This window comes from Bernardetia sp. Wsw4-3y2 (assembly GCF_037126295.1).
GTDB lineage: Bacteria > Bacteroidota > Bacteroidia > Cytophagales > Bernardetiaceae > Bernardetia.
Map to the genome: position 1 here is coordinate 4,704,917 of NZ_CP147017.1, position 19,454 is coordinate 4,724,370.

Genomic DNA, 19,454 nt, shown 5'->3' on the forward strand with positions numbered 1-19,454 from the left:
TTTTAATAAAATACTTGTAATTTTATACTATTCTTTATTCTATTTTTCCAAAAAAATTGTATCTTAGTTTTGGAACAGTTAAATTATTTATCTCAAAAATAAATTTAGTTCTTTTTTAACAAAATAATCTATTCTTTAGTTAATACGACATTCTGTTTCGGAATTCTGTACAGAAAATAATTTTTAAACAGATTCATACAATGTAGCTAGAATAAAATTAGGCTTTTTTATTGCTTTATTTTATACAAATTGTGCAAATTTTAATTTTCTCAAAACCATTGCCTTTTAAGCCTAAATTTACTTTAAATTAGGTTTATTTTAATCACTCAAAAAAATCACTACAAACAATGTCCACCACAAATTCAGCCAACTCAACTACCAATCACGACTCAAATTCAGTATCAAATTCTTTCGGTTATATTAAAGACAATAATGTTTACTTAAAAGCATACAATGACAAATCAGACAGACAAATCGGAGTAGTCAAAGAAAGTGCAGAAGCAAGTATTGCTTATTTTGAAGACCGTTATCAAAAATTATTAGAGAAAGTAGAAGAAGTAGCACAAGCTATCGAAGAATCTCAAAATAAAGGTTCTTATCTTATGAAACTGGTTCATATTAGAGAATCTTTAGAAACTTACAACTCTATAGGTGACTATACAGCCGTAGAAAAACGTATTTTAGAATTAGAACAAGGAATTGAAGACTATATTTCTGAAAATAGAGTAAAAAACACAGAAATAAAAACGGCTTTATTAGCCGAAGCACAAGAGCTTAAAGATAGCGACGACTGGGAAGAAGTTTCTGAATATCTTAAAGACCTCAAAATGCGCTGGATACGAACAGGCAGTGTGGGTGAAGAAGACGAAGAAATGTCAGAAGAATTTGATAGATGCTTAGATGTTTTTTTTGAACGACGAAAAGCATTTTTTGATAATGAAAGAATTGTCAATGATGAGCGAATTCTGAAATACAAACGTATTAGTAATAAAGTTAGAAAGCTCAATTATCAAAAAGAAAAAACACCTGAAATGCGTCAAGAAGTAATAGACTTGCAAAAAGCATGGAAAGATGTAGGCGTAATTCCGAAATGGAAATACCTAAAATTATATAGAAACTATAAACGAGAAGTTGATATTTTCTTTGGTAATCCTGAGCAGAGCAATGATAGTTATGGGTCGTATCGTCAAGAACCACCCATTCCAACTACTCCAGAGGGAATCTTGGAAGCCAAACGCAAAATGACTGAAGAAGTAGAAGAAATTGCAAATAAGTTTGAAAATGTACATTTGAATAATGTCAAGACAAAACAAGTGCAATGGAAAAAAATGGGTATCATTAAAAACAATGATGAAGACCGTTTATTAAACAATCGTTTTCATGCTGCTTGTAGTGAGATATTTACGCATGTATTTTTAGAAAATGATGCAAAACAAAACTTTGAAGGCTACGAAGAAAAAACTGGTTTCGAACAATTAAAACTCAAAATCAAACTTATCAAAGATAGCATTAGAGAAGAAGAACCAAAACTTCAACAAATTGCTAAGAACATTCCTCAAGATAGTTATGGCAGACCTATGTTTGATAGAAATGAGCCTTCTCATGCACCTGTTCGTTCCGAATATATGAATCTTTTGAATGTAATCCGAACAAAGAAAAGGTTATCTAAAAAGTTTCAAAATCAACTCAACAGTAGCTATAATTTTTAGTAAAATAGCGTTCAAGCTGCAAAAAAACTACTGTGTAATTTAGTTTACAAAACGTATTTATATAAAAAATGAATATTCCAACTACCACCAAACTCACACAATCCGAAAAAACAGGACAAGGAGGTTTGGTGGTTACTTCTTTAGAAAATCTTATACAGTGGGCTAGGTTATCATCTCTTTGGCCTATGACTTTTGGTTTGGCATGTTGTGCTATCGAAATGATGGGAACTTATGCTCCTCACTACGATTTAGATCGTTTTGGTGTTTTTCCTCGTGCCTCTCCTCGTCAGTCTGATGTTATGATTGTGGCAGGAACAGTAACTTTCAAAATGGCTGATAGAATAAAACGCCTTTATGAACAAATGGCAGAACCTCGTTATGTAATTTCGATGGGAAGTTGTGCCAATTGTGGAGGACCTTATTGGGAACATGGCTATCATGTGGTAAAAGGAGTAGACAGAATAATTCCTGTTGATGTGTATGTAGCTGGCTGTCCTCCACGCCCAGAAGCTCTTATTGGAGGAATTTTGAAGTTACAAGAAAAAATTCGTTCCCAAGCTCCTACACCAACAGGTATTTTGAATCTCAAAAAATAAAATTAGCTTAATAAAGGTTATCACGGTTAATTTAGTAATGTTCATTTTTCCGTAGCGACAGGTTTGCAAACCTGTCGCTACGGAAAAATAAGACTGTTTTGTTGTCTATAACTTGCTAATTATTAGACCTGTAAATAACCGTGATAATGTTTAATATTGAGCTAATTTTATATTTCTCTTCTGAGCCAACCTGTTATGCTCATTCTGTTTCGTTTTTCACTTGGCAGAACTTCATGCCAAATCATCTCACTTCGCATACAAACAAAACGATTAAAGATAGGTAAAATATCAGTTTCAACTTTGTTTTTATCATCTTTATCATAGATTCTAAGTTTTCCTCCATCTTCTTCTTTCCAGTCTTGATTAAAATAAAGAATGCAAGAAATAAAACGTCTTTGAGCTGTTTGATGGTTGTCTAAGTGCTTTTTATAAAAACTTTTTGGAGGATAGATAGCAAAATGTCCCTCAAAGTTATTTAATGATAAATATAATTCTTGATTGAGAGTCTGTTTGAAATTATCTATTTGAGTCCAGTAAAGTTGTTGAAATTCTGTCAAGTCATTGGGTTGAAGCCATTTTACATAATCACTTCGTATTTCTGGGCGTAATTGCCAATCTACACCTCGTCTGCCTATTCCTGCTGGGTCAAATTCGCCTTTTTCATATTCATCATTTAATTCTTTTCGAAGAGAATTTGCAATTTCTAAAGGCAAAAAATCATCAACAGTTGCCCATCCTTTATCTGCTAAACCGTCAATAAGAAGATTTATTTTATCTGATTCTATTAAAGGTATTGAATTCATAATTTTTTTTGAATGAGTTATAATTTTTTTAAACAATTTTCTACTACATGTCTTTCTTATTCTGAATCACAAAGTTACAGATAAAAGACCAACAAAAATTTCTTGTTTCAAACTTCTTTTTACATCTTGTTTTAATTTAGATTTTAAGAAAAATAGCAAAATTTTAAAATAAAACGTGTTTTTTGATGAATTGCTATTGGTATTTGATAATTTTTGAACGTATATTTGTAGCTATATTATTCAATAAACGAATCCTTATTAAGTAATTTATTCAAACGCAAAACCAGAACTATAAAAAACCTATAAAAAAACAGAATACATGATCAATTTAACTGTAATTCTTGCAGGACTTGCCGTTTTCGGAGTTGTTACACTTCTTCTTGTAGGATTGCTTCTTGTTGCAAAGGCACAATTAGTACAAAGTGGAGATGTAAAAATTACTGTGAATGGTAATGATGGCGATCCGATTGTTGTTGCTGCTGGCTCAACACTCCTTTCTACACTTGGCGATAACAAAATATTTTTACCTTCTGCCTGTGGTGGTGGTGGTACTTGTGCCATGTGTAAATGTATCGTAGATGACGGTGGTGGCGATGTTTTGCCTACCGAAGTCGGACATTTGAGTCGCTCTGAACAAAAAGAAAATGTTCGTTTGGCTTGTCAAGTGAAGGTAAAGAAAGACATGCAAATCCGTATTCCAGAAGAGATTTTTGGAATCAAAAAATGGGAATGTACTGTCAAATCTAACTACAATGTAGCTTCTTTTATCAAAGAATTTGTAGTAGAGTTACCTCCAGGGGAGAGTTTACACTTTGAGTCAGGTGGATATATTCAGATTGATGTTCCTCCAATTACAGTAGATTTCAAAAACATAGATATTAGTCCACTTCCAAATGATCCAGGTGGAAAAGATAAATTTAGAGACGAATGGAACAAATTTGGTCTTTGGGATTTGAAAATGGTTAATGATGAGCTAGAATTTAGAGCTTATTCTATGGCAAATCACCCAGCAGAGGGAAATATTGTCATGCTTAACATTCGTATTGCTACTCCACCTTGGGATAGAGCAAATAACAAATGGATGGATGTAAATCCAGGTAAATGTTCTTCTTATGTATTTAATTGTAAAGAAGGAGATAAAGTAAATATCTCAGGACCTTATGGTGAGTTCTTTATTAAAGATACAAACAAAGAAATGATTTATATCGGTGGTGGTGCTGGTATGGCTCCATTGCGTTCTCATATTTTCCACTTATTCCATACATTAAAATCTGACCGTAAGGTTTCGTTTTGGTATGGTGGACGTTCGAAAAGAGAGCTTTTCTATGTAGATGAATTTAGAGCTATCGAAAAAGAATTTCCGAATTTTACATTTAATATTGTACTTTCAGAACCATTACCAGAAGATAATTGGGATGGTAAAGTAGGTTTTGTTCATCAATCTTTGATAGATAATTATCTTTCTAAACATGAAGATCCAGAAGAAATTGAATTTTATTTCTGTGGTCCTCCAATGATGAATGCAGCCGTTTTGAAAATGTTAGATGATTATGGCGTTCCACAAGAACACATCATGTTTGATGATTTTGGTGGATAAGAAAGTGAAATTATGAATGGTGAATTATGAATGTAAAACCATTAACTTCATTATTTATAAATAAAAAATGCTTGAAATTTCTAATTAGAAATTTCAAGCATTTTTTTTATGTCATTTATGTAGCTCACTCTTTAGAGTGAAAAAGTATTATTTTTTATCAAAACAAAGTCATTTCTCCACAAAGAGGAGTTTGTAGCAATTCAATTATTCTTTCCTTCTCTTTTTGGTGGTCATAATTTCCAAAGAGATACATAAGTTTTGTAAGTGCAGCTTCTGAAGTCAAGTCATTTCCACTAATTACGCCTATTTGTGTGAGGGCGTGACTTGTTTCATAATGTCCTTGCAAAACATAACCACCAGCACATTGAGAAACATTTACAACGACTACTCCACGATTAATAATTTTTTCTAAAATATCGATAATCCATTTTTCAGTTGGAATGTTTCCAGAACCAAATGACTCCAAAACTAAGCCTTTTAGATTTTCATTTTCTAGCATTGGAAGATAATATTTCGGATTCATACTAGGATGGATTTTCCAAAGTACCACATTATTATCCATTGCACTTTTAAAATCTAGTTTTCTTGTCGGAACAGGAAGAATATAGCTTTTAGAATAATTAATAAAAATTCCTGCTTCAGCAAGATGAGGATAATTTTGAGATTCGAAGGCTGTGAAGTTTAGACTCTGAACTTTTTTAGAACGATTTCCTCTCAAGAGCAGATTATCAAAATAGACACATACTTCTGGAACTAGAGCTACATTTTGTTCCTTAATTATTTCACTTCCATCTTCTGTAATGGTAATCTGTTTTTTATTTTCTTGCATAGAAGCAATTTCTAAAGCTCCAATTAAATTTTCTCTTGCATCAGTTCGGTGTGCGCTTATCGGAATTTGTGCGCCAGTCAGAATTACAGGTTTAGCTAAATTTTGAAGTAAAAAGCTCATTGCAGAAGCTGAATAAGACATCGTATCTGTTCCATGCAAAATCACAAAGCCGTCAAACTCATCATATAATTCTTCAATTAACCAACTCATACTGAGCCAATGCTCTGTTCCCATATTTGAAGAATCCATAGGTTCGAAAGGAACAAGCATTGTCAGCCAAAACTTAAAACGAGTCAGTTCAGGAACTTTTTCCAATAAAATTTCAAAATCAAAAGGGACAAGACTACCATTTTCATCGTAATCCATTCCGATTGTTCCTCCTGTATAAATTACCAAAATTGACGTTTTGCAATCCTCGTCAGCAGCAGTACGTAATTTTATGATGTTGTATTGGTCTAAAAGCATTTCAGTTACCAGTAATTAGTTACCAGTAATCAGTTAATTTCAATTACTAGTACGTTGTAAATTTAATTTTTATTTTCTAATTCTTGTATTTGTCATTTTGCACTCCTCTCGCTCCTAATCCTTATTCTCCAAAAAGTATTTTCGCATTTTGAGTAGTTTTTTCAGCTACTTCTTTTATGGTAAGTCCTTTTATTTCAGCAATTTGCTTGGCAATAATTGGAATGTAACTGCTTTCATTTCGTTTTCCTCTGTGTGGAACAGGCGAAAGGTAAGGAGCATCAGTTTCCAAAATCAAATGTTTCAAATCTACGCTTGGCAAGACTTTATCTAAACCTCCATTTTTGTAAGTAACTACTCCACCAATTCCCATCAAAAAGTCTAGTTTTTGAATTCTTTCAGCTTGCTGCAAAGTTCCACCAAAACAATGAAAGACACCTTTTAAGTTATCATCTTTGAGATTTTCTAAAATATCTAATGCTTCGTCAGTTGATTCTCGTGTATGAATTGCAATCGGAATATTGAATTTTTTAGCCCAATTTATCTGAATTTCAAAGGCTTCTTTTTGCTGTTCGAAAAATGATTTATCCCAATATAAATCCAGTCCAATTTCTCCAACAGCTGAAAACTTGCGTTTATTGAGCCATTCTTCCACAATATATAATTCCTTTTCAAAATCTTTCTTGACCGAACAAGGGTGCAAACCCATCATAGGAATAAAACGCTCTTTGTCTTTTGCTTCAATTTCAAACATGGGTTCGATGGAAGCGTGGTCAATATTTGGTAAGTAAACTCGTTCTATTCCTGTATCATTGAGTCTATCTACTAACTCATTCCAGTCAGGTTTAAATTTTTTGTCGTACAAATGGGCGTGCGTGTCTATAAAATTCATATTTTCAGTTATCAGTTTTATCAGTTACCAGTAATCAGTTAATTACCTTTGATTTTTAGTTTTTTACAAAGATAAAATAATACTTTGAACTCATTTTTTAATTTTGATAATTTAATTTTTTCAAAACCTATGAAATTACTTTTTTGTGTCTATTTGAGTATTTTATTTCTTGGTTTGATTTCTTGTCAGAATACAGAAAATAAACTCAAAAAGCCAAAAATAACTATTCAGCATCGAAAAATAGAAAGTTTTAAGGGTTATAATGAGAAAGAATTTTGTTTTGAATTAGTAACAAGAGATAGAATCTATTTTGCTCAAATCAAGGATAATAAATTGGTAGATACTGCCAAAACTGAAAATTATTTTCAGATTTATTTTACATTTAATTCAAATGATAAACCATTAAAAGGAGAAGATGAAAATTATAAAATAAGAGTAATTCCTTATGACTATGGTACTTCTTTAGTCATTTTCGAAGACAAGAAAACAGGTATTTTTTATTATACAATTATGGATAATCCTCAAGCTATTTATTATTTGGAGGATTCATACTGGATAATTGGAATGGATTGTCACATGGGTTGTTATTCTTCTATTATGAGAATTGAAAATCCTAAAATGCTTACTTCAAATGATAATTTTGATTCTTTGGTTAGTCAAGCGTACAGAAATTCACACGAAGAAATGATGAAAATCTATGAAAAAGCTGAAGAAGTATTTTTTTATGATAATCTAAGTCATCATTTACTTGGTTTTATTCCTTACAAAAATTCAATGATTTTATTTTTGACAGCACCCAAAGAAGATAAAAAATTGAATGAATATAGAAGAGAATACAATTTAATGCCAGCACCTTCTAGAACAGAATATTTTACTATTCAAGTGCATCAAGATAAAAGTATAGATACACTTGAAACTAGCCTTGAACCAATGATGTTTGGAATGCCTTATGATGCGTGTACAATTCTACCCAAAAATCAAAATAGTATTTCGTTTTGTCAGACTATTTTTGAAATTGAAAATGATACACTCTTTGTTTATTCTTTAAGATAGAAAATACAAATGCTACATCATTTGCATTTCTACCAATTTAGAATATGCGCCTTGTTTTTCTATTAGATTTTGATGTGTTCCTGTTTCAATTACCTTTCCATCATTAATCACTACAATTTTATCAGCATGTTGAATGGTACTCAAACGGTGTGCAATTACAAGTGTAGTTCGTCCTTCCATCAATTTATAAAGAGCTTCTTGTACAAGTTGTTCGGATTCAGAATCTAGGGCAGAAGTAGCTTCATCTAAAATCAAAATAGCAGGGTTTTTCAAAACAGCTCTTGCAATACTGATGCGTTGGCGTTGTCCTCCTGAAAGTTTGCTTCCTCTATCGCCGATATTTGTTTGATAACCGTCTTCAGTTTTGATGATAAATTCGTGTGCATTGGCAATTTTGGCAGCTTTTTCTACATCTTTTTGTGTTGCCGTTTCTATTCCAAAGGCAATATTATTGAAAATTGTATCATTAAATAAAATAGCTTCTTGTGTAACAATTCCCATGTGAGAATGCAAAGAGTGAAGTGTCCATTCTCTCAAAGAACGGTTGTCTAATAAAATATCTCCTTGTTGTGGGTCATAAAAACGAGCAACCAAATCGGCAAGAGTAGATTTCCCTCCTCCTGACATTCCTACTAAAGCAACTATTTCACCTTTGTTTATGGTTAGGTTTATTCCATTTAAAACCTGCTTTTCTATAATTCCTTCTTCTTCTTTACTTATTTTATAAGAAAAATGAAGATCTTTGATTTCTATTTTATCAGAAAACTGTTTTAGTTCTTTTGCATCAGGAAGGTCATTAATAGAAGTTTGAATATCCAACACTTCAAAAACTCTTTTTCCTGCAATGATTCCCCTTTGTAGGTTAGTAATGAGTGTAGACATATCTTTTATAGGAGGAATAATTTGAGAAAAGACAGCAATATAAACGAGAAAAGTTCCAGCAGTTATTTGTTCTGTCAAAACCATATTTCCACCATATAATAATAAAACTGCAATGGTAGCGACTCCTAAAAACTCAGAAATAGGTGCAGAAATGTCTCTTTTATTATCATAAGAGGTTCTAGAAGAACGGTAAAGTTCATTTAATTTTTCAAACCTTGAAAGAATAAAATTTTGTGCATTAAAAGCATTTACAATCTTTATTCCTGATAAAAGTTCATCTAACATAGACAACATATCACCTAATACAGTCTGTGAAATATCGCTACTTTTGCGAAGTTTACGGGAAATAAGGGCAATGATTCCACCAGAAATAGGTAAAAATATAAATGCAAATAAAGTGAGTTCCCAAGACCAATAAACAAGCAAACTAAAATAAACTATAAAGGTAAGGGGAGCACGAATCAAAACCTTAAATTCGTTGTACACCCAAACTTCTACTTCTCTAGCATCATTTGAAAAACGAGACATCAAATCTCCTTTTCGCTCCTGTGAAAAATAACCTACATTTAAGGAAAGAATGTTTTCAAAAAGTTGATTTTGAAGTTTTACAGTTGCTTTCAAGCGAACAGTATTGACAATAAATAACGCCAAATAACGAAATATATTAGATAAGAAAACAGTAATAACCAATACTTTACAAACAAAGTAAAGAGCTTCCATTTTTCCTTCTTCAATTATAATTTTGTAAAAATAATAATTGAAAATATCTTCAAAATAAGTCAATGACCAAGAAAATATAGGTGCTGCTACAGCAATCTGTGTAGGTGTTTCATCTAAAAAAAGAATTTTTAACAGAGGAGCTAGAAGTGTAAAATTAATTGCTCCAAAAATAATTGCTAATATAGAAACCAAAATATAAAAAGGCACAAAAGACCGAAAAGGTCGCATAAAGCCCATTAATCGCCAAATCACTTTCATCAGTTATCAGTTATCAGTTACCAGTTAAATGCAGTAGGTAAGCTTTGTGTATTTATATAAAAAATTAATTAGGGAGTTTAAGAAACTTAAAGCCTTATTCTCCAGTCTTTTTTCTTGCTATTTTTTAAGATAATTTTATTCCTATCATCATTATATCATCAGTTTGGTCATTGTTTGCTTGCCATTTTTCTAACTGATTTTCTATATGAATTTTTTGTTTTTCTAGAGGCATTTTATGAGTTTGACTAAGCATATCATACAAACGTTTGCTCATAAATTTTTTATCATTTTTTCCTCCAAATTGGTCTTGGAAACCATCAGATGTTATGTATAGACTATCTCCTATTTGATAATGAATAGTAATATCTTCAAATTTACGTTTTATTTTTACTTCGTGTCCACCAATAGGTAGCGAACTTGCTTTAAAGCGATTGAATTCTCCATCTTTATCAACATACAACAAAGGCTGTTTTGCTCCTGAGTAAGTTAGCGTTTTTTCAGTTGTATTGATACGGCAAAGCGCAATGTCCATTCCATCTTGTACATTACTTTTTTGTTGATGTAAATGATGAATCAAACGACGATGTAATTCAATAAGCATTTCGGCAGGCGAACGAACACCCTGACGAGAATTAAAAATATCGTTTAGTAAAGAGTTACAAAGGATTGTCATAAAAGCTCCTGGTATTCCATGTCCTGTACAGTCTGCCAAAGCCACATAAAATTCTCCTTGTCTCTGTTCAAACCAATAGCAATCTCCACTTACAATATCTCTAGGACGGTCTATTATAAAATAATCATTTAATTCTTCAAAAATAGTGGTTGTATTGACCTGCATAGCATCTTGAATACGACGAGCATAATTAATACTTTCAGTAAGAGTCGTATTTGTATCATTTATAATGGTTGCTTGTTTGGACATTTGTTCGTAAACATAACGAATTTCATCGTTTTGTTTGCGCAGTCTAGTAATTGTTTTTTTCTTTATCTGTGTTCTATAAATAAATAAACCAACTAACAAAAAGGCGATTAATGCAACTGCTGAAATAAGATAAAGAGTTAGACTTTTATTTTTACTCTCTTCTTTTAATAATTGATTTTCTCTATTTTTTCTTTCAGATTCGTAATAAGTTTGCATATTCGAAACTTGATGCCTACGACTAATATTTGAAAGACTATCATTCATAGCAACTGCAAGAGATTGATTTTCAAATGCTTTTTTATAGTTTCCTGCTCTAAAATAAATTTCTCTTAATGCTTCATATCCATTTCTTGCAAGAGCAGCATAACGAAAATTTTGAGCTAACTCTACACCTTTTTCGGCTGTATTAATTGCTTTTGATATCTCTCCTTTGGCAGAATAAATTTCACCCATTTTTAACATATTTGCAATATTCCCATAGTTATCATTTATTCTTTCTGTAATTTCTTTACTTTTAGTAATATAAGAAACTGCTTTTCCCAATTCTTCTTTTTTGAGATGTGCATCTGCTAGATTAGAAAATAATTTATACAATAAATCATCATTTTCTAATTTTTTGGCAATTACTAATCCTTGTTCTAATGATTGAATGGCTTCATCTAAACGTTTGAGATAAATAAGACTAATTCCTTTTAAGTTTACTGCACTTGCCAATCCATATTCAGAGCCTAATTTTCGCCATAGTTTTTCTTCTTTTAGAGCATATTCATAAGACTGTTCAAAATCTCTCATTAAAAGATAAGTAACAGCTATTTTGTGTAAAGCATCAGTTTGCAGAGAGTCATTTCCTATTTCTTCTGCTGCACTTAATCCTCTGAGAAGCAAAGTAAGGGCGAAATCTGATTCTCCCCTGTTTCTGTGTAACGCACCTGCTTGTATAGAAGATTGAGCAATTAGATTTTTATCTCGTAATTCATTGGATTGCTTGACGGCTAAAGTTGCATATTCTAATGCTTTATCAGAATCTCTTAATTCTGTTCTATAAAACTCTGAAATTTGTAGAAATAATTCTGTCTTTAGTTTTGGTGTTGTTTTTTCTAGTTTAGCTATCAATATATCTACTTCTTTTTTCTTGGTCTGATTGTATTTTAGTTGTTCTTGATTTGTATTTTCAATATTCTGCAAAGTATCTTTATGAATACTATCCAATTCTGATTGAGCATAACTACAAGGCACAAGAAAAAAGTAGCAACTAAAAGCTAAGGATAAAATTAAAAACGAGAAGATAGAAAAATTAAAACGTGATATTTTTTTTCTTATCATAAAAAATGAAACTAATTTTTATTCCTAACTTAATACACTGTTTAATAAGTTATTTTATATTTTGTTGTGCATTTAGTTCCTCAGAACTGAATGTTTCGCTTCCTCAGAAGCGTGATTCAAGCAAATAAATCATGCTTCTGAGGAAACGTTTTGTTCAACTCTGGGGAGTTGAACACACAAAAAACATAACGAAACTTTTGAAACAGTGCACTTAATAGAATTATGTTTTTTCTTTAAAAAGGCTTTATCTAAAATTTAGTAAAAAGTAAAGGTACAAAACTTTAACCTCTATTCCTTTTACGTTCTTCTTTGCGTCTTTGTTTGTGTTGATTTTTTTCTTGATTTGTTATTTCAAAATCAATTCGACTTTTTAGAGTATCAATAGCTAAAAATAAAGCGTTTCGGAACGAACTTTCATCTGCTATATTTTTTCCTGCAATTCCGTAAGCTGTTCCGTGGTCTGGTGATGTTCGTACAACAGGTAAACCTGCTGTAAAGTTTATGCCTTCATTAAAAGCAAGTGTTTTGAATGGAATAAGTCCCTGATCGTGATACATTGCCAAAATGCCGTCAAATTTTTCATATTGTTTTGCACCAAAAAAACCGTCCGAAGGAAAAGCACCGTAAACTAAATGCTCTTTTTGACGAAATTTTTCTATTACAGGTAAAATAATCTCTTTTTCTTCATTTCCTAAAAGCCCATTTTCTCCTGCATGAGGATTAAGTCCTAAGAGAGCAACTTTTGGCTTTGCAATTCCAAAATCTTGTCGCAAAGAACGTAACATCAAGCTTAGTTTGCTCGTGATTTTTTCAGCAGTTACGGCAGTAGGAATGTCTTTTAATGGAATATGTCCTGTAACAACACCAACACGTAAATTTTCATGAACCAAAAACATTAAGCTATCTTTTACTTTATCAACGCTAAATTTTTCAGTCAGATATTCGGTATGTCCAGGGAAATTAAAAGTTTCAGACTGAATATTATCTTTATTGATTGGGGCAGTAACAAGGGCATCAATCCAACCCTCTTTCATAGCTTTGGTTGCTCCTTCTAAAGCTGCTAATGCACATGCACCAGCTTCTGCTGTAACTTTTCCAGCCTCAACATCTACTTTTGCAGAAGAACAATTTACAATATTTACTTTTTGATTATGAATAGAATTAGCTAAATTTTCATCGTCTATAAAATGCTGTTGAAATGTAAATTCTATATTTAATAATCGCTTATAATGAGAAAAAACTCGTGCAGCACCAAAAATAACAGGAATACAAAGTTCTAAAACTCGGCTATCTGTAAGTGTTTTGAGAATTACTTCTATACCGATACCATTAAAATCGCCCATAGAAATTCCTATCTTTGGACGAAAACGTTTTGGGCGTTCTTTTTTTTGAAAGGCTAAATTATCTGTATTTTCTGAATCAGATTCGAAAGGATAATAAGGTTTTGAATATTCGTTTTCCAATGTGCTGCTTTGACTAAAATGAATAAAATCTTTTTTTTGAGAAACTCAATAACCACAAAATTACAAAACTATTTGATAATCTGTATTAATCAATAAATAAGTAAGCAAATCATTTATAGGTTAGCAAAATCTGTCTGATACCTCAAAGAAGTTTTGAAAGTTTAAATTTTCAGTTTTTAAATCTTTTTTAGATAGGATTTATTTTGACCATTTATTTTTTTATTCAAAAAAAGTAGAATTAATGAATGGTTATACTTTCTTAGAGCAGGCAACTTGATTTACTATATTTTGGAGGATTAAACTACGAATTGCTTAAGAAGACTAAAAAAATAAATTTACATTTTTAGCTATCTATAAAAACAGGGTTAAAACCCTGTGCAATTTATAATTCATAGCCTATTTTTGAAAACATGTATTTGTAAAAAATCACAAAAGGTAGTTTATTAATGCCTGAATTTTTCAAAGTGTAAATTTTAGAAGTTACGCACTCTACCCAATCCAATACTTCTCTAAGCATTTTAAGAAAAAGTTCATTTTTTGTAACCCTGAAGTTGGCTCATATACTCTATAATTAACAGGAAGACGAACCCCATTTATATCAGTATAAAATAAGGTAACTAAACAGATACCTTTTACAACACCATGATGTTTGCCTGAATACTGACGAGCTATAAAAGGATTTAATTTGGCATCACTATAGGGTTTATCTCAAACACTATCATCAATACTTAAAGTGCCTCCTGCTAGTACAATCAGTAAACAAACACGTTCAAACAAATCCTGTGGGGTATAATCTTCACGGACTAAAAAATTGCGAACACTATCATGGCTCATTTTTTTCATTCCAAAAGCTAGTTGAGTACATCCTTTATTTCTAGGATTTACTAATAAATAATGGTTCTCTGACAATTTTTGCACTTTGTTCTAAATAAAGCTTAAAGTATTAGACTCATTATTTAAAAAGAAAATACAGAATGTTTATTAATTATTTGATAATCAAACACTTAGTGTTTTGAAGTGAGTTATTAAATAAAAATATCAACCTCAAAATTTGCAGACAAAAACTGGCAGGTGCAAAAATTGTCAGAGAACCTAAATAATTACTATAAAGAGATAAATTACACAATGCAGTTGATTTTCGTACCAACACTCTCATCAAAAGTAAAATTTAAGTAATAAAAAAACATACTAAAAAAATACAACCTAAAGTTAAAAAAAATTACGTAAGTTTAAGGTGCGTAACTTCTAAGTTATACTAAGGAAATAAGGTTTTATAAATTATAACTAGTTTTAAAGTGCTATCTAAAGCCACTTACTTTTTATTTTAACTTTATATTTCTTCCTTGAAAGTGGCTTATCTGAATCCAATAAAGCAATCATTTTGAGTAAGTTTTCTTCTGAGTGACTAATTGCTTTATTAGCAATTAATTTTTCATTTTTATAAAAAAACACAAATGTTGTCCCTCTGCTTGCATACAGGTTCATTTTGTAATTATCTTCTTTATAAGAAAATGAAATAAGATTTGCATCAATTACATGAGCTTGAATTTGTTTTTCAGCTAATTTTTCTAATATGTTTTTGACTACTATATAGCGAGTAAAATAAATCCCTGCTATTGTTATAGCTGTTAATCCTCCGAAAACAACAGCCATCAATAATATTTCTTTTTTCATTAGATTTTGGTACATCCCAACACCAACCGATATAACACCTGCAATAAAACAAAACAAAGGATATTTATTGATTATGGCATAGTTTAATAATTTAGTTTTCATAAAAATCAAGGTTTAAAAATAAATACATTCGCAGTTAATTCAATTAAATGTAACATTAAATTAACATTAAGTACCGTATAATACAAATTTTATTCCGAATTGTTTAGAATAATCCTATAATAATCTGTATAAATGAGCATTTTGTTTAGCTTTGGCGAACTTTAACACCCAAGATTTTGTCTTAAAAGGAATACATAAAACACGATTTCTCTTCGCTTTTTGCTGCAAATTGTGCAACTTTGTAAATTAATTAAAAACTAGCCGAATAAATACAAAAAAGCAAAGACAAAAAACAACTTTTATTTACAGTTATGATACTACAACAACTCCAAAAAGAAATTCAAAACGCTTTTCAAACGCTTTTCAATCATACTTTACCAATAGAAAAAATTGATTTCCAACAAACTCGCAAAGAATTTGAGGGAAGTTATACTTTTGTTACTTTTCCTTATGGAAAGGTTACAGGGAAGCGACCAGACGAAACAGCTACTCTTTTAGGAGAATTTTTGAAAGAAAATGTAGATTTTATAAAAGATTTTAATGTCGTGAAAGGTTTTTTAAATCTTGTTTTGGAACAATCTGTTTGGGTCAAAACACTTGTTAATCTCAATAACAAACCTGTTTGGGAAGCAATAGAAAAGAAAGACGAAAAAGTAATGGTAGAATATTCGTCGCCAAACACAAACAAACCTTTGCACTTAGGACACCTTAGAAATAACTTTTTAGGTTATTCGGTTTCTGAAATTATGGCTGCTAATGGTAGCGAAGTAATGAAGGTAAATTTGGTAAACGACAGAGGAATTCATATCTGTAAGTCAATGCTTGCCTACCAAAAACATGGAGAAGGCAAAACACCACAAGATTTGGGCATAAAAGGCGATAAAATGGTTGGAGACTATTATGTGAAATTCAATGATTTATTTAAAGCCGAAGTAAAAGAATTGGTAGAAGCAGGAAGAACACAAGAACAAGCCGAAAAAGAAGCTCCTAGCTTGAAAGAAGCACAACAAATGCTTTTGAAATGGGAACAAGGCGACAAAGAAACTACCGACCTTTGGAAAAAAATGAATGGTTGGGTCTATGAAGGATTTGATGAAACCTATAAAAGCATCGGAGTAACATTTGATAAATTTTATTATGAATCAAATACCTATTTGTCTGGGAAAGATGCTGTAGAAGAAGGATTAGAAAAAGGAATTTTCTTCAAAAAAGAAGATGGTTCGGTTTGGATAGACTTGACAGAAGATGGTTTAGATGAAAAACTCGTTTTGCGTGGCGATGGAACTTCTGTTTATATGACACAAGACATCGGAACAGCAGATTTGAAGTTTAATGATTTTCCAATGCAAAAATCAGTTTATGTAATCGGAAACGAACAAGATTATCACATGAAAGTCTTGAAACTGATTATGCAAAAACTAGGTAGAAGTTATGCTGATGGAATGTATCATCTTTCTTACGGAATGGTAGAACTGCCGTCTGGAAAAATGAAATCAAGAGAAGGAACTGTTGTTGATGCCGACGAGCTTGTAGCTGATATGGTAGAAATGGCAAGAGAAAGAACACAAGAAGTAGGAAAAATTGATGATTTTTCGGAAGAAGAAGCTGAGAATTTATACAAAATGTTGGCTTTAGGAGCATTGAAATATTACCTTTTGAGAGTAGAACCTAAGAAGAAAATGCTTTTTAATCCTGCTGATTCTATTGATTTTCAAGGAAATAGTGGTGTTTATTTACAGTATACCCACGCCAAAATTTCGGCTATTTTACGTAAAGCAAATGAAACTAACATTTCACACCAATCTACTTCTTTTGAGAATTTAGAAGAGTTGGAAAGTACGGAAGAAGAATTAATCCGTTTACTTTCTGATTATCCTTCTTATCTGAATGAAGCTGCAACTAATTATGCACCGTCTGCGATAGCAAATTATATGTATGATTTAGCTCGTCAGTATAGTAAATTATATGCCGAACTTCCAATTTTTGGAGAAGAAAATGAAGCTAAAAAATCGCTTCGTGTTGCCCTTTCTGATGCAACAGCAAAGACATTAAAACATGCAGGGAAACTTTTAGGAATAGAAATGCCTGAAAGAATGTAAACACTCAAATTTGAATACCAAATTGATAAGAATATCTTTATTTTTTATAAATAAAGTCTATTTTTTTTGTTCTATTCAAATAATCCGTATTTTTGAAACTTATATCTAAAAAAGGCTTTTTTAAACTATATATATAATTGATAGTAATAGTAATTGGTTCAAGCGTCGACGCTTGAACCAATTACTAAATACGACTTTTACTCATTTTATGCAACCAATACTTAGCGAACAAGAAATTCTGCGTCGTCAGAAAAGAGAACAACTTATACAACTAGGAATAGAACCTTATCCTGCTGCACTTTATAACTTTACGCATACAGCCAAACAGATTAAAGCTCTTTTTCCAGAAGAAAAACCAGAAGGAGAGGAGAATTTTGATGATTTTAAGGAAATTTCTCTTGCAGGTCGTTTGATGACAAATCGTATTCAAGGTTCGGCTGCCTTTGCAGAAATTGAAGATAGCACAGGACGTTTGCAAGTTTATTTTCGTAGAGATGATATTTGTCCTGATGAAGATAAAACGATGTATAATACTGTTTTCAAAAAGCTATTAGATATTGGAGATATTATTGGCGTAAAAGGATATATTTTTCGTACAAATGTAGGCGAAATTACGCTTCGTGCTACCGAATTTACGATTCTTACAAAATCTCTACATCCTCTACCTGTCGTAAGGCGAGTAGAAAATGAAGATGGAACAGTAAAAACGTATGATGCTTTTACAGATTCAGAGCAGCGTTATCGTCAGCGTTATGTCGATTTGATTGTAAACCCTGAGGTTAGAGACGTTTTCAAAAAACGCTCTCAGCTTATGAATGTGATGCGTGAATTTTTAAATGATAAAGATTATTTAGAAGTAGAAACACCAATTTTGCAGCCGATTTATGGAGGTGCAGCAGCTCGTCCTTTCAAAACACACCACAATACATTAGATATGACTCTTTATTTGCGTATTGCAAATGAGCTGTATCTAAAAAGATTAATTGTTGGTGGTTATGATGGTGTTTATGAGTTTTCAAAAGACTTTAGAAACGAGGGAATGAGCCGTTTTCATAATCCAGAATTTACTCAAATTGAACTCTATGTAGCTTACAAAGACTACGAGTGGATGATGAATTTGGTAGAAGAAATGGTAGAAAAAATTGCTTTAAAACTTCATAATTCGACAGAAGTACAGGTAGGCGAAAATGTAATTAACTTTGCTCGTCCTTGGAAACGCTACACCATGTACGAAGCCATTGAGCATTTTACAGGTGTTGATATTTCGGAAATGAGTGAGGAAGAAATGCGTAAAGCTGCTCTACAATTAGGCGTTCCGATTGATGATACAATGGGAAGAGGAAAACTTATTGATGAGATTTTTGGAGAACATTGTGAGCCAAAACTGATTCAACCTACATTTATTACAGATTATCCTGTTGAGATGTCGCCACTTGCCAAAAAACACAGAACAAAAGAAGGTTTAGTAGAGCGTTTTGAAGCAGTTTGTAATGGAAAAGAAATTTGTAATGCCTTTTCTGAGCTTAACGACCCAATCGACCAAAGAAAACGTTTTGAAGAACAGTTAGAACTTGGAAAACGAGGTGATGATGAAGCAATGATTTTGGATGAAGATTTCTTAAATGCGCTTGAATACGGAATGCCACCAACAGCAGGTTTAGGAATCGGAATTGACCGTCTTTCTATGATTATGACGAATCAAAACTCTATTCAAGATGTTTTGTTTTTCCCTCAAATGCGCCCTAAAAAACAACCAAAATATGCATCTGAAAGCGATTATGAAGCATTAGGAATTCGTTCGGAACTTATTCCAATTATTCAAAAGCTAGGTTTCCTTACAATTGAAGACTTGAAAGAAGCAATTCCTTCAAAACTTTTCAATGATATATGTGGAATGCGTAAGAAAATGAAACTCAAAGAAGTAAAAAATCCAACCAAAGAAGAAGTAGAAGGTTGGTTGAAATAAAGTGTCGTTGGTGTCTCCACCAATGACAGCAAAGGTAAAACAGGGTTAAAACCCTGTTCAATTAATATTCTAAAAAACTCTTATCTAATTTTTGAAATTGGATA

The 19,454-nt window shown here is 31.7% G+C and carries 14 protein-coding genes; 6 read left to right on the top strand and 8 right to left on the bottom strand.

What is annotated here, in order from left to right; all coding sequences use genetic code 11:
* Positions 1-347: 347 nt before the first annotated feature.
* Both V9L05_RS19740 and V9L05_RS19745 read left to right on the top strand, forming a co-directional pair.
* The gene (locus tag V9L05_RS19740) at positions 348-1,709 is read left to right on the top strand and encodes a DUF349 domain-containing protein (protein WP_338791719.1); all 1,362 of its coding nucleotides are present in this window, start codon (positions 348-350) and stop codon (positions 1,707-1,709) included.
* Between the two features lie 68 nt (positions 1,710-1,777).
* Positions 1,778-2,305: an NADH-quinone oxidoreductase subunit B family protein gene (locus V9L05_RS19745; RefSeq protein ID WP_338791718.1), complete on the top strand. Its 528-nt coding sequence runs from the start codon at positions 1,778-1,780 to the stop codon at positions 2,303-2,305.
* A 167-nt stretch (positions 2,306-2,472) separates the two neighbouring features.
* Here V9L05_RS19745 and V9L05_RS19750 read toward each other — a convergent pair whose 3' ends face one another.
* On the bottom strand, positions 2,473-3,108 hold the full coding sequence (locus V9L05_RS19750) for a 2OG-Fe(II) oxygenase (RefSeq protein ID WP_338813611.1): 636 nt from the start codon (positions 3,106-3,108) through the stop codon (positions 2,473-2,475).
* A gap of 319 nt (positions 3,109-3,427) precedes the next feature.
* On the opposite strand from V9L05_RS19750, the gene nqrF reads away from it, so the two are divergent.
* Positions 3,428-4,705 carry an NADH:ubiquinone reductase (Na(+)-transporting) subunit F gene (nqrF, locus tag V9L05_RS19755; RefSeq protein ID WP_338791716.1) on the top strand — a complete coding sequence of 426 codons (1,278 nt, stop codon included), beginning with the start codon at positions 3,428-3,430 and terminating at the stop codon, positions 4,703-4,705.
* A 157-nt stretch (positions 4,706-4,862) separates the two neighbouring features.
* On the opposite strand, the gene V9L05_RS19760 is transcribed toward nqrF, so the two are convergent.
* Positions 4,863-5,999, bottom strand: coding sequence for an asparaginase (locus V9L05_RS19760; RefSeq protein WP_338791715.1), 1,137 nt, complete (start codon positions 5,997-5,999; stop codon positions 4,863-4,865).
* 121 nt (positions 6,000-6,120) lie between these two features.
* Positions 6,121-6,888: a TatD family hydrolase gene (locus V9L05_RS19765; protein WP_338813612.1), complete on the bottom strand. Its 768-nt coding sequence runs from the start codon at positions 6,886-6,888 to the stop codon at positions 6,121-6,123.
* A gap of 129 nt (positions 6,889-7,017) precedes the next feature.
* On the opposite strand from V9L05_RS19765, the gene V9L05_RS19770 reads away from it, so the two are divergent.
* Complete coding sequence (locus V9L05_RS19770) at positions 7,018-7,941, top strand: hypothetical protein (RefSeq protein ID WP_338813613.1); 924 nt, start codon at positions 7,018-7,020, stop codon at positions 7,939-7,941.
* A 12-nt stretch (positions 7,942-7,953) separates the two neighbouring features.
* On the opposite strand, the gene V9L05_RS19775 is transcribed toward V9L05_RS19770, so the two are convergent.
* The 5 genes from V9L05_RS19775 to V9L05_RS19795 all read right to left on the bottom strand — a co-directional run bounded on the left by V9L05_RS19775 (position 7,954) and on the right by V9L05_RS19795 (position 15,285).
* Positions 7,954-9,801 carry an ABC transporter ATP-binding protein gene (locus V9L05_RS19775; RefSeq protein ID WP_338813614.1) on the bottom strand — a complete coding sequence of 616 codons (1,848 nt, stop codon included), beginning with the start codon at positions 9,799-9,801 and terminating at the stop codon, positions 7,954-7,956.
* 124 nt (positions 9,802-9,925) lie between these two features.
* A complete protein-coding gene (locus V9L05_RS19780) occupies positions 9,926-11,959 on the bottom strand; it encodes a SpoIIE family protein phosphatase (protein ID WP_338813615.1) in 2,034 nt (677 codons plus the stop codon).
* A gap of 368 nt (positions 11,960-12,327) precedes the next feature.
* A complete protein-coding gene (gene pdxA, locus V9L05_RS19785) occupies positions 12,328-13,509 on the bottom strand; it encodes a 4-hydroxythreonine-4-phosphate dehydrogenase PdxA (protein WP_338813616.1) in 1,182 nt (393 codons plus the stop codon).
* Positions 13,510-14,217: 708 nt separating this feature from the next.
* A complete protein-coding gene (locus tag V9L05_RS19790; RefSeq protein WP_338813618.1) occupies positions 14,218-14,418 on the bottom strand; it encodes a hypothetical protein in 201 nt (66 codons plus the stop codon).
* 393 nt (positions 14,419-14,811) lie between these two features.
* Entirely contained in the window at positions 14,812-15,285 is a 474-nt protein-coding gene (locus V9L05_RS19795; RefSeq protein ID WP_338813619.1) for a hypothetical protein, read from the bottom strand.
* A gap of 311 nt (positions 15,286-15,596) precedes the next feature.
* On the opposite strand from V9L05_RS19795, the gene argS reads away from it, so the two are divergent.
* Positions 15,597-17,384, top strand: a complete 1,788-nt coding sequence (gene argS, locus V9L05_RS19800) for an arginine--tRNA ligase (RefSeq protein WP_338813620.1) — start codon at positions 15,597-15,599, stop codon at positions 17,382-17,384.
* 208 nt (positions 17,385-17,592) lie between these two features.
* A complete protein-coding gene (gene lysS, locus V9L05_RS19805; protein ID WP_338791706.1) occupies positions 17,593-19,350 on the top strand; it encodes a lysine--tRNA ligase in 1,758 nt (585 codons plus the stop codon).
* The last annotated feature ends 104 nt before the right edge of the window (positions 19,351-19,454 follow it).

What these genes read in the sequence shown, in the direction of transcription:
- V9L05_RS19745 (WP_338791718.1), top strand. Translation starts at nt 1,778, where the DNA reads ATGAATATTCCAACTACCACCAAACTCACACAATCCGAAAAAACAGGA.
- V9L05_RS19740 (WP_338791719.1), top strand. Translation starts at nt 348, where the DNA reads ATGTCCACCACAAATTCAGCCAACTCAACTACCAATCACGACTCAAAT.
- nqrF (WP_338791716.1), top strand. Translation starts at nt 3,428, where the DNA reads ATGATCAATTTAACTGTAATTCTTGCAGGACTTGCCGTTTTCGGAGTT.
- argS (WP_338813620.1), top strand. Translation starts at nt 15,597, where the DNA reads ATGATACTACAACAACTCCAAAAAGAAATTCAAAACGCTTTTCAAACG.
- V9L05_RS19795 (WP_338813619.1), bottom strand. Translation starts at nt 15,285, where the DNA reads ATGAAAACTAAATTATTAAACTATGCCATAATCAATAAATATCCTTTG.
- V9L05_RS19775 (WP_338813614.1), bottom strand. Translation starts at nt 9,801, where the DNA reads ATGAAAGTGATTTGGCGATTAATGGGCTTTATGCGACCTTTTCGGTCT.
- lysS (WP_338791706.1), top strand. Translation starts at nt 17,593, where the DNA reads ATGCAACCAATACTTAGCGAACAAGAAATTCTGCGTCGTCAGAAAAGA.
- V9L05_RS19770 (WP_338813613.1), top strand. Translation starts at nt 7,018, where the DNA reads ATGAAATTACTTTTTTGTGTCTATTTGAGTATTTTATTTCTTGGTTTG.
- V9L05_RS19765 (WP_338813612.1), bottom strand. Translation starts at nt 6,888, where the DNA reads ATGAATTTTATAGACACGCACGCCCATTTGTACGACAAAAAATTTAAA.
- V9L05_RS19750 (WP_338813611.1), bottom strand. Translation starts at nt 3,108, where the DNA reads ATGAATTCAATACCTTTAATAGAATCAGATAAAATAAATCTTCTTATT.
- V9L05_RS19760 (WP_338791715.1), bottom strand. Translation starts at nt 5,999, where the DNA reads ATGCTTTTAGACCAATACAACATCATAAAATTACGTACTGCTGCTGAC.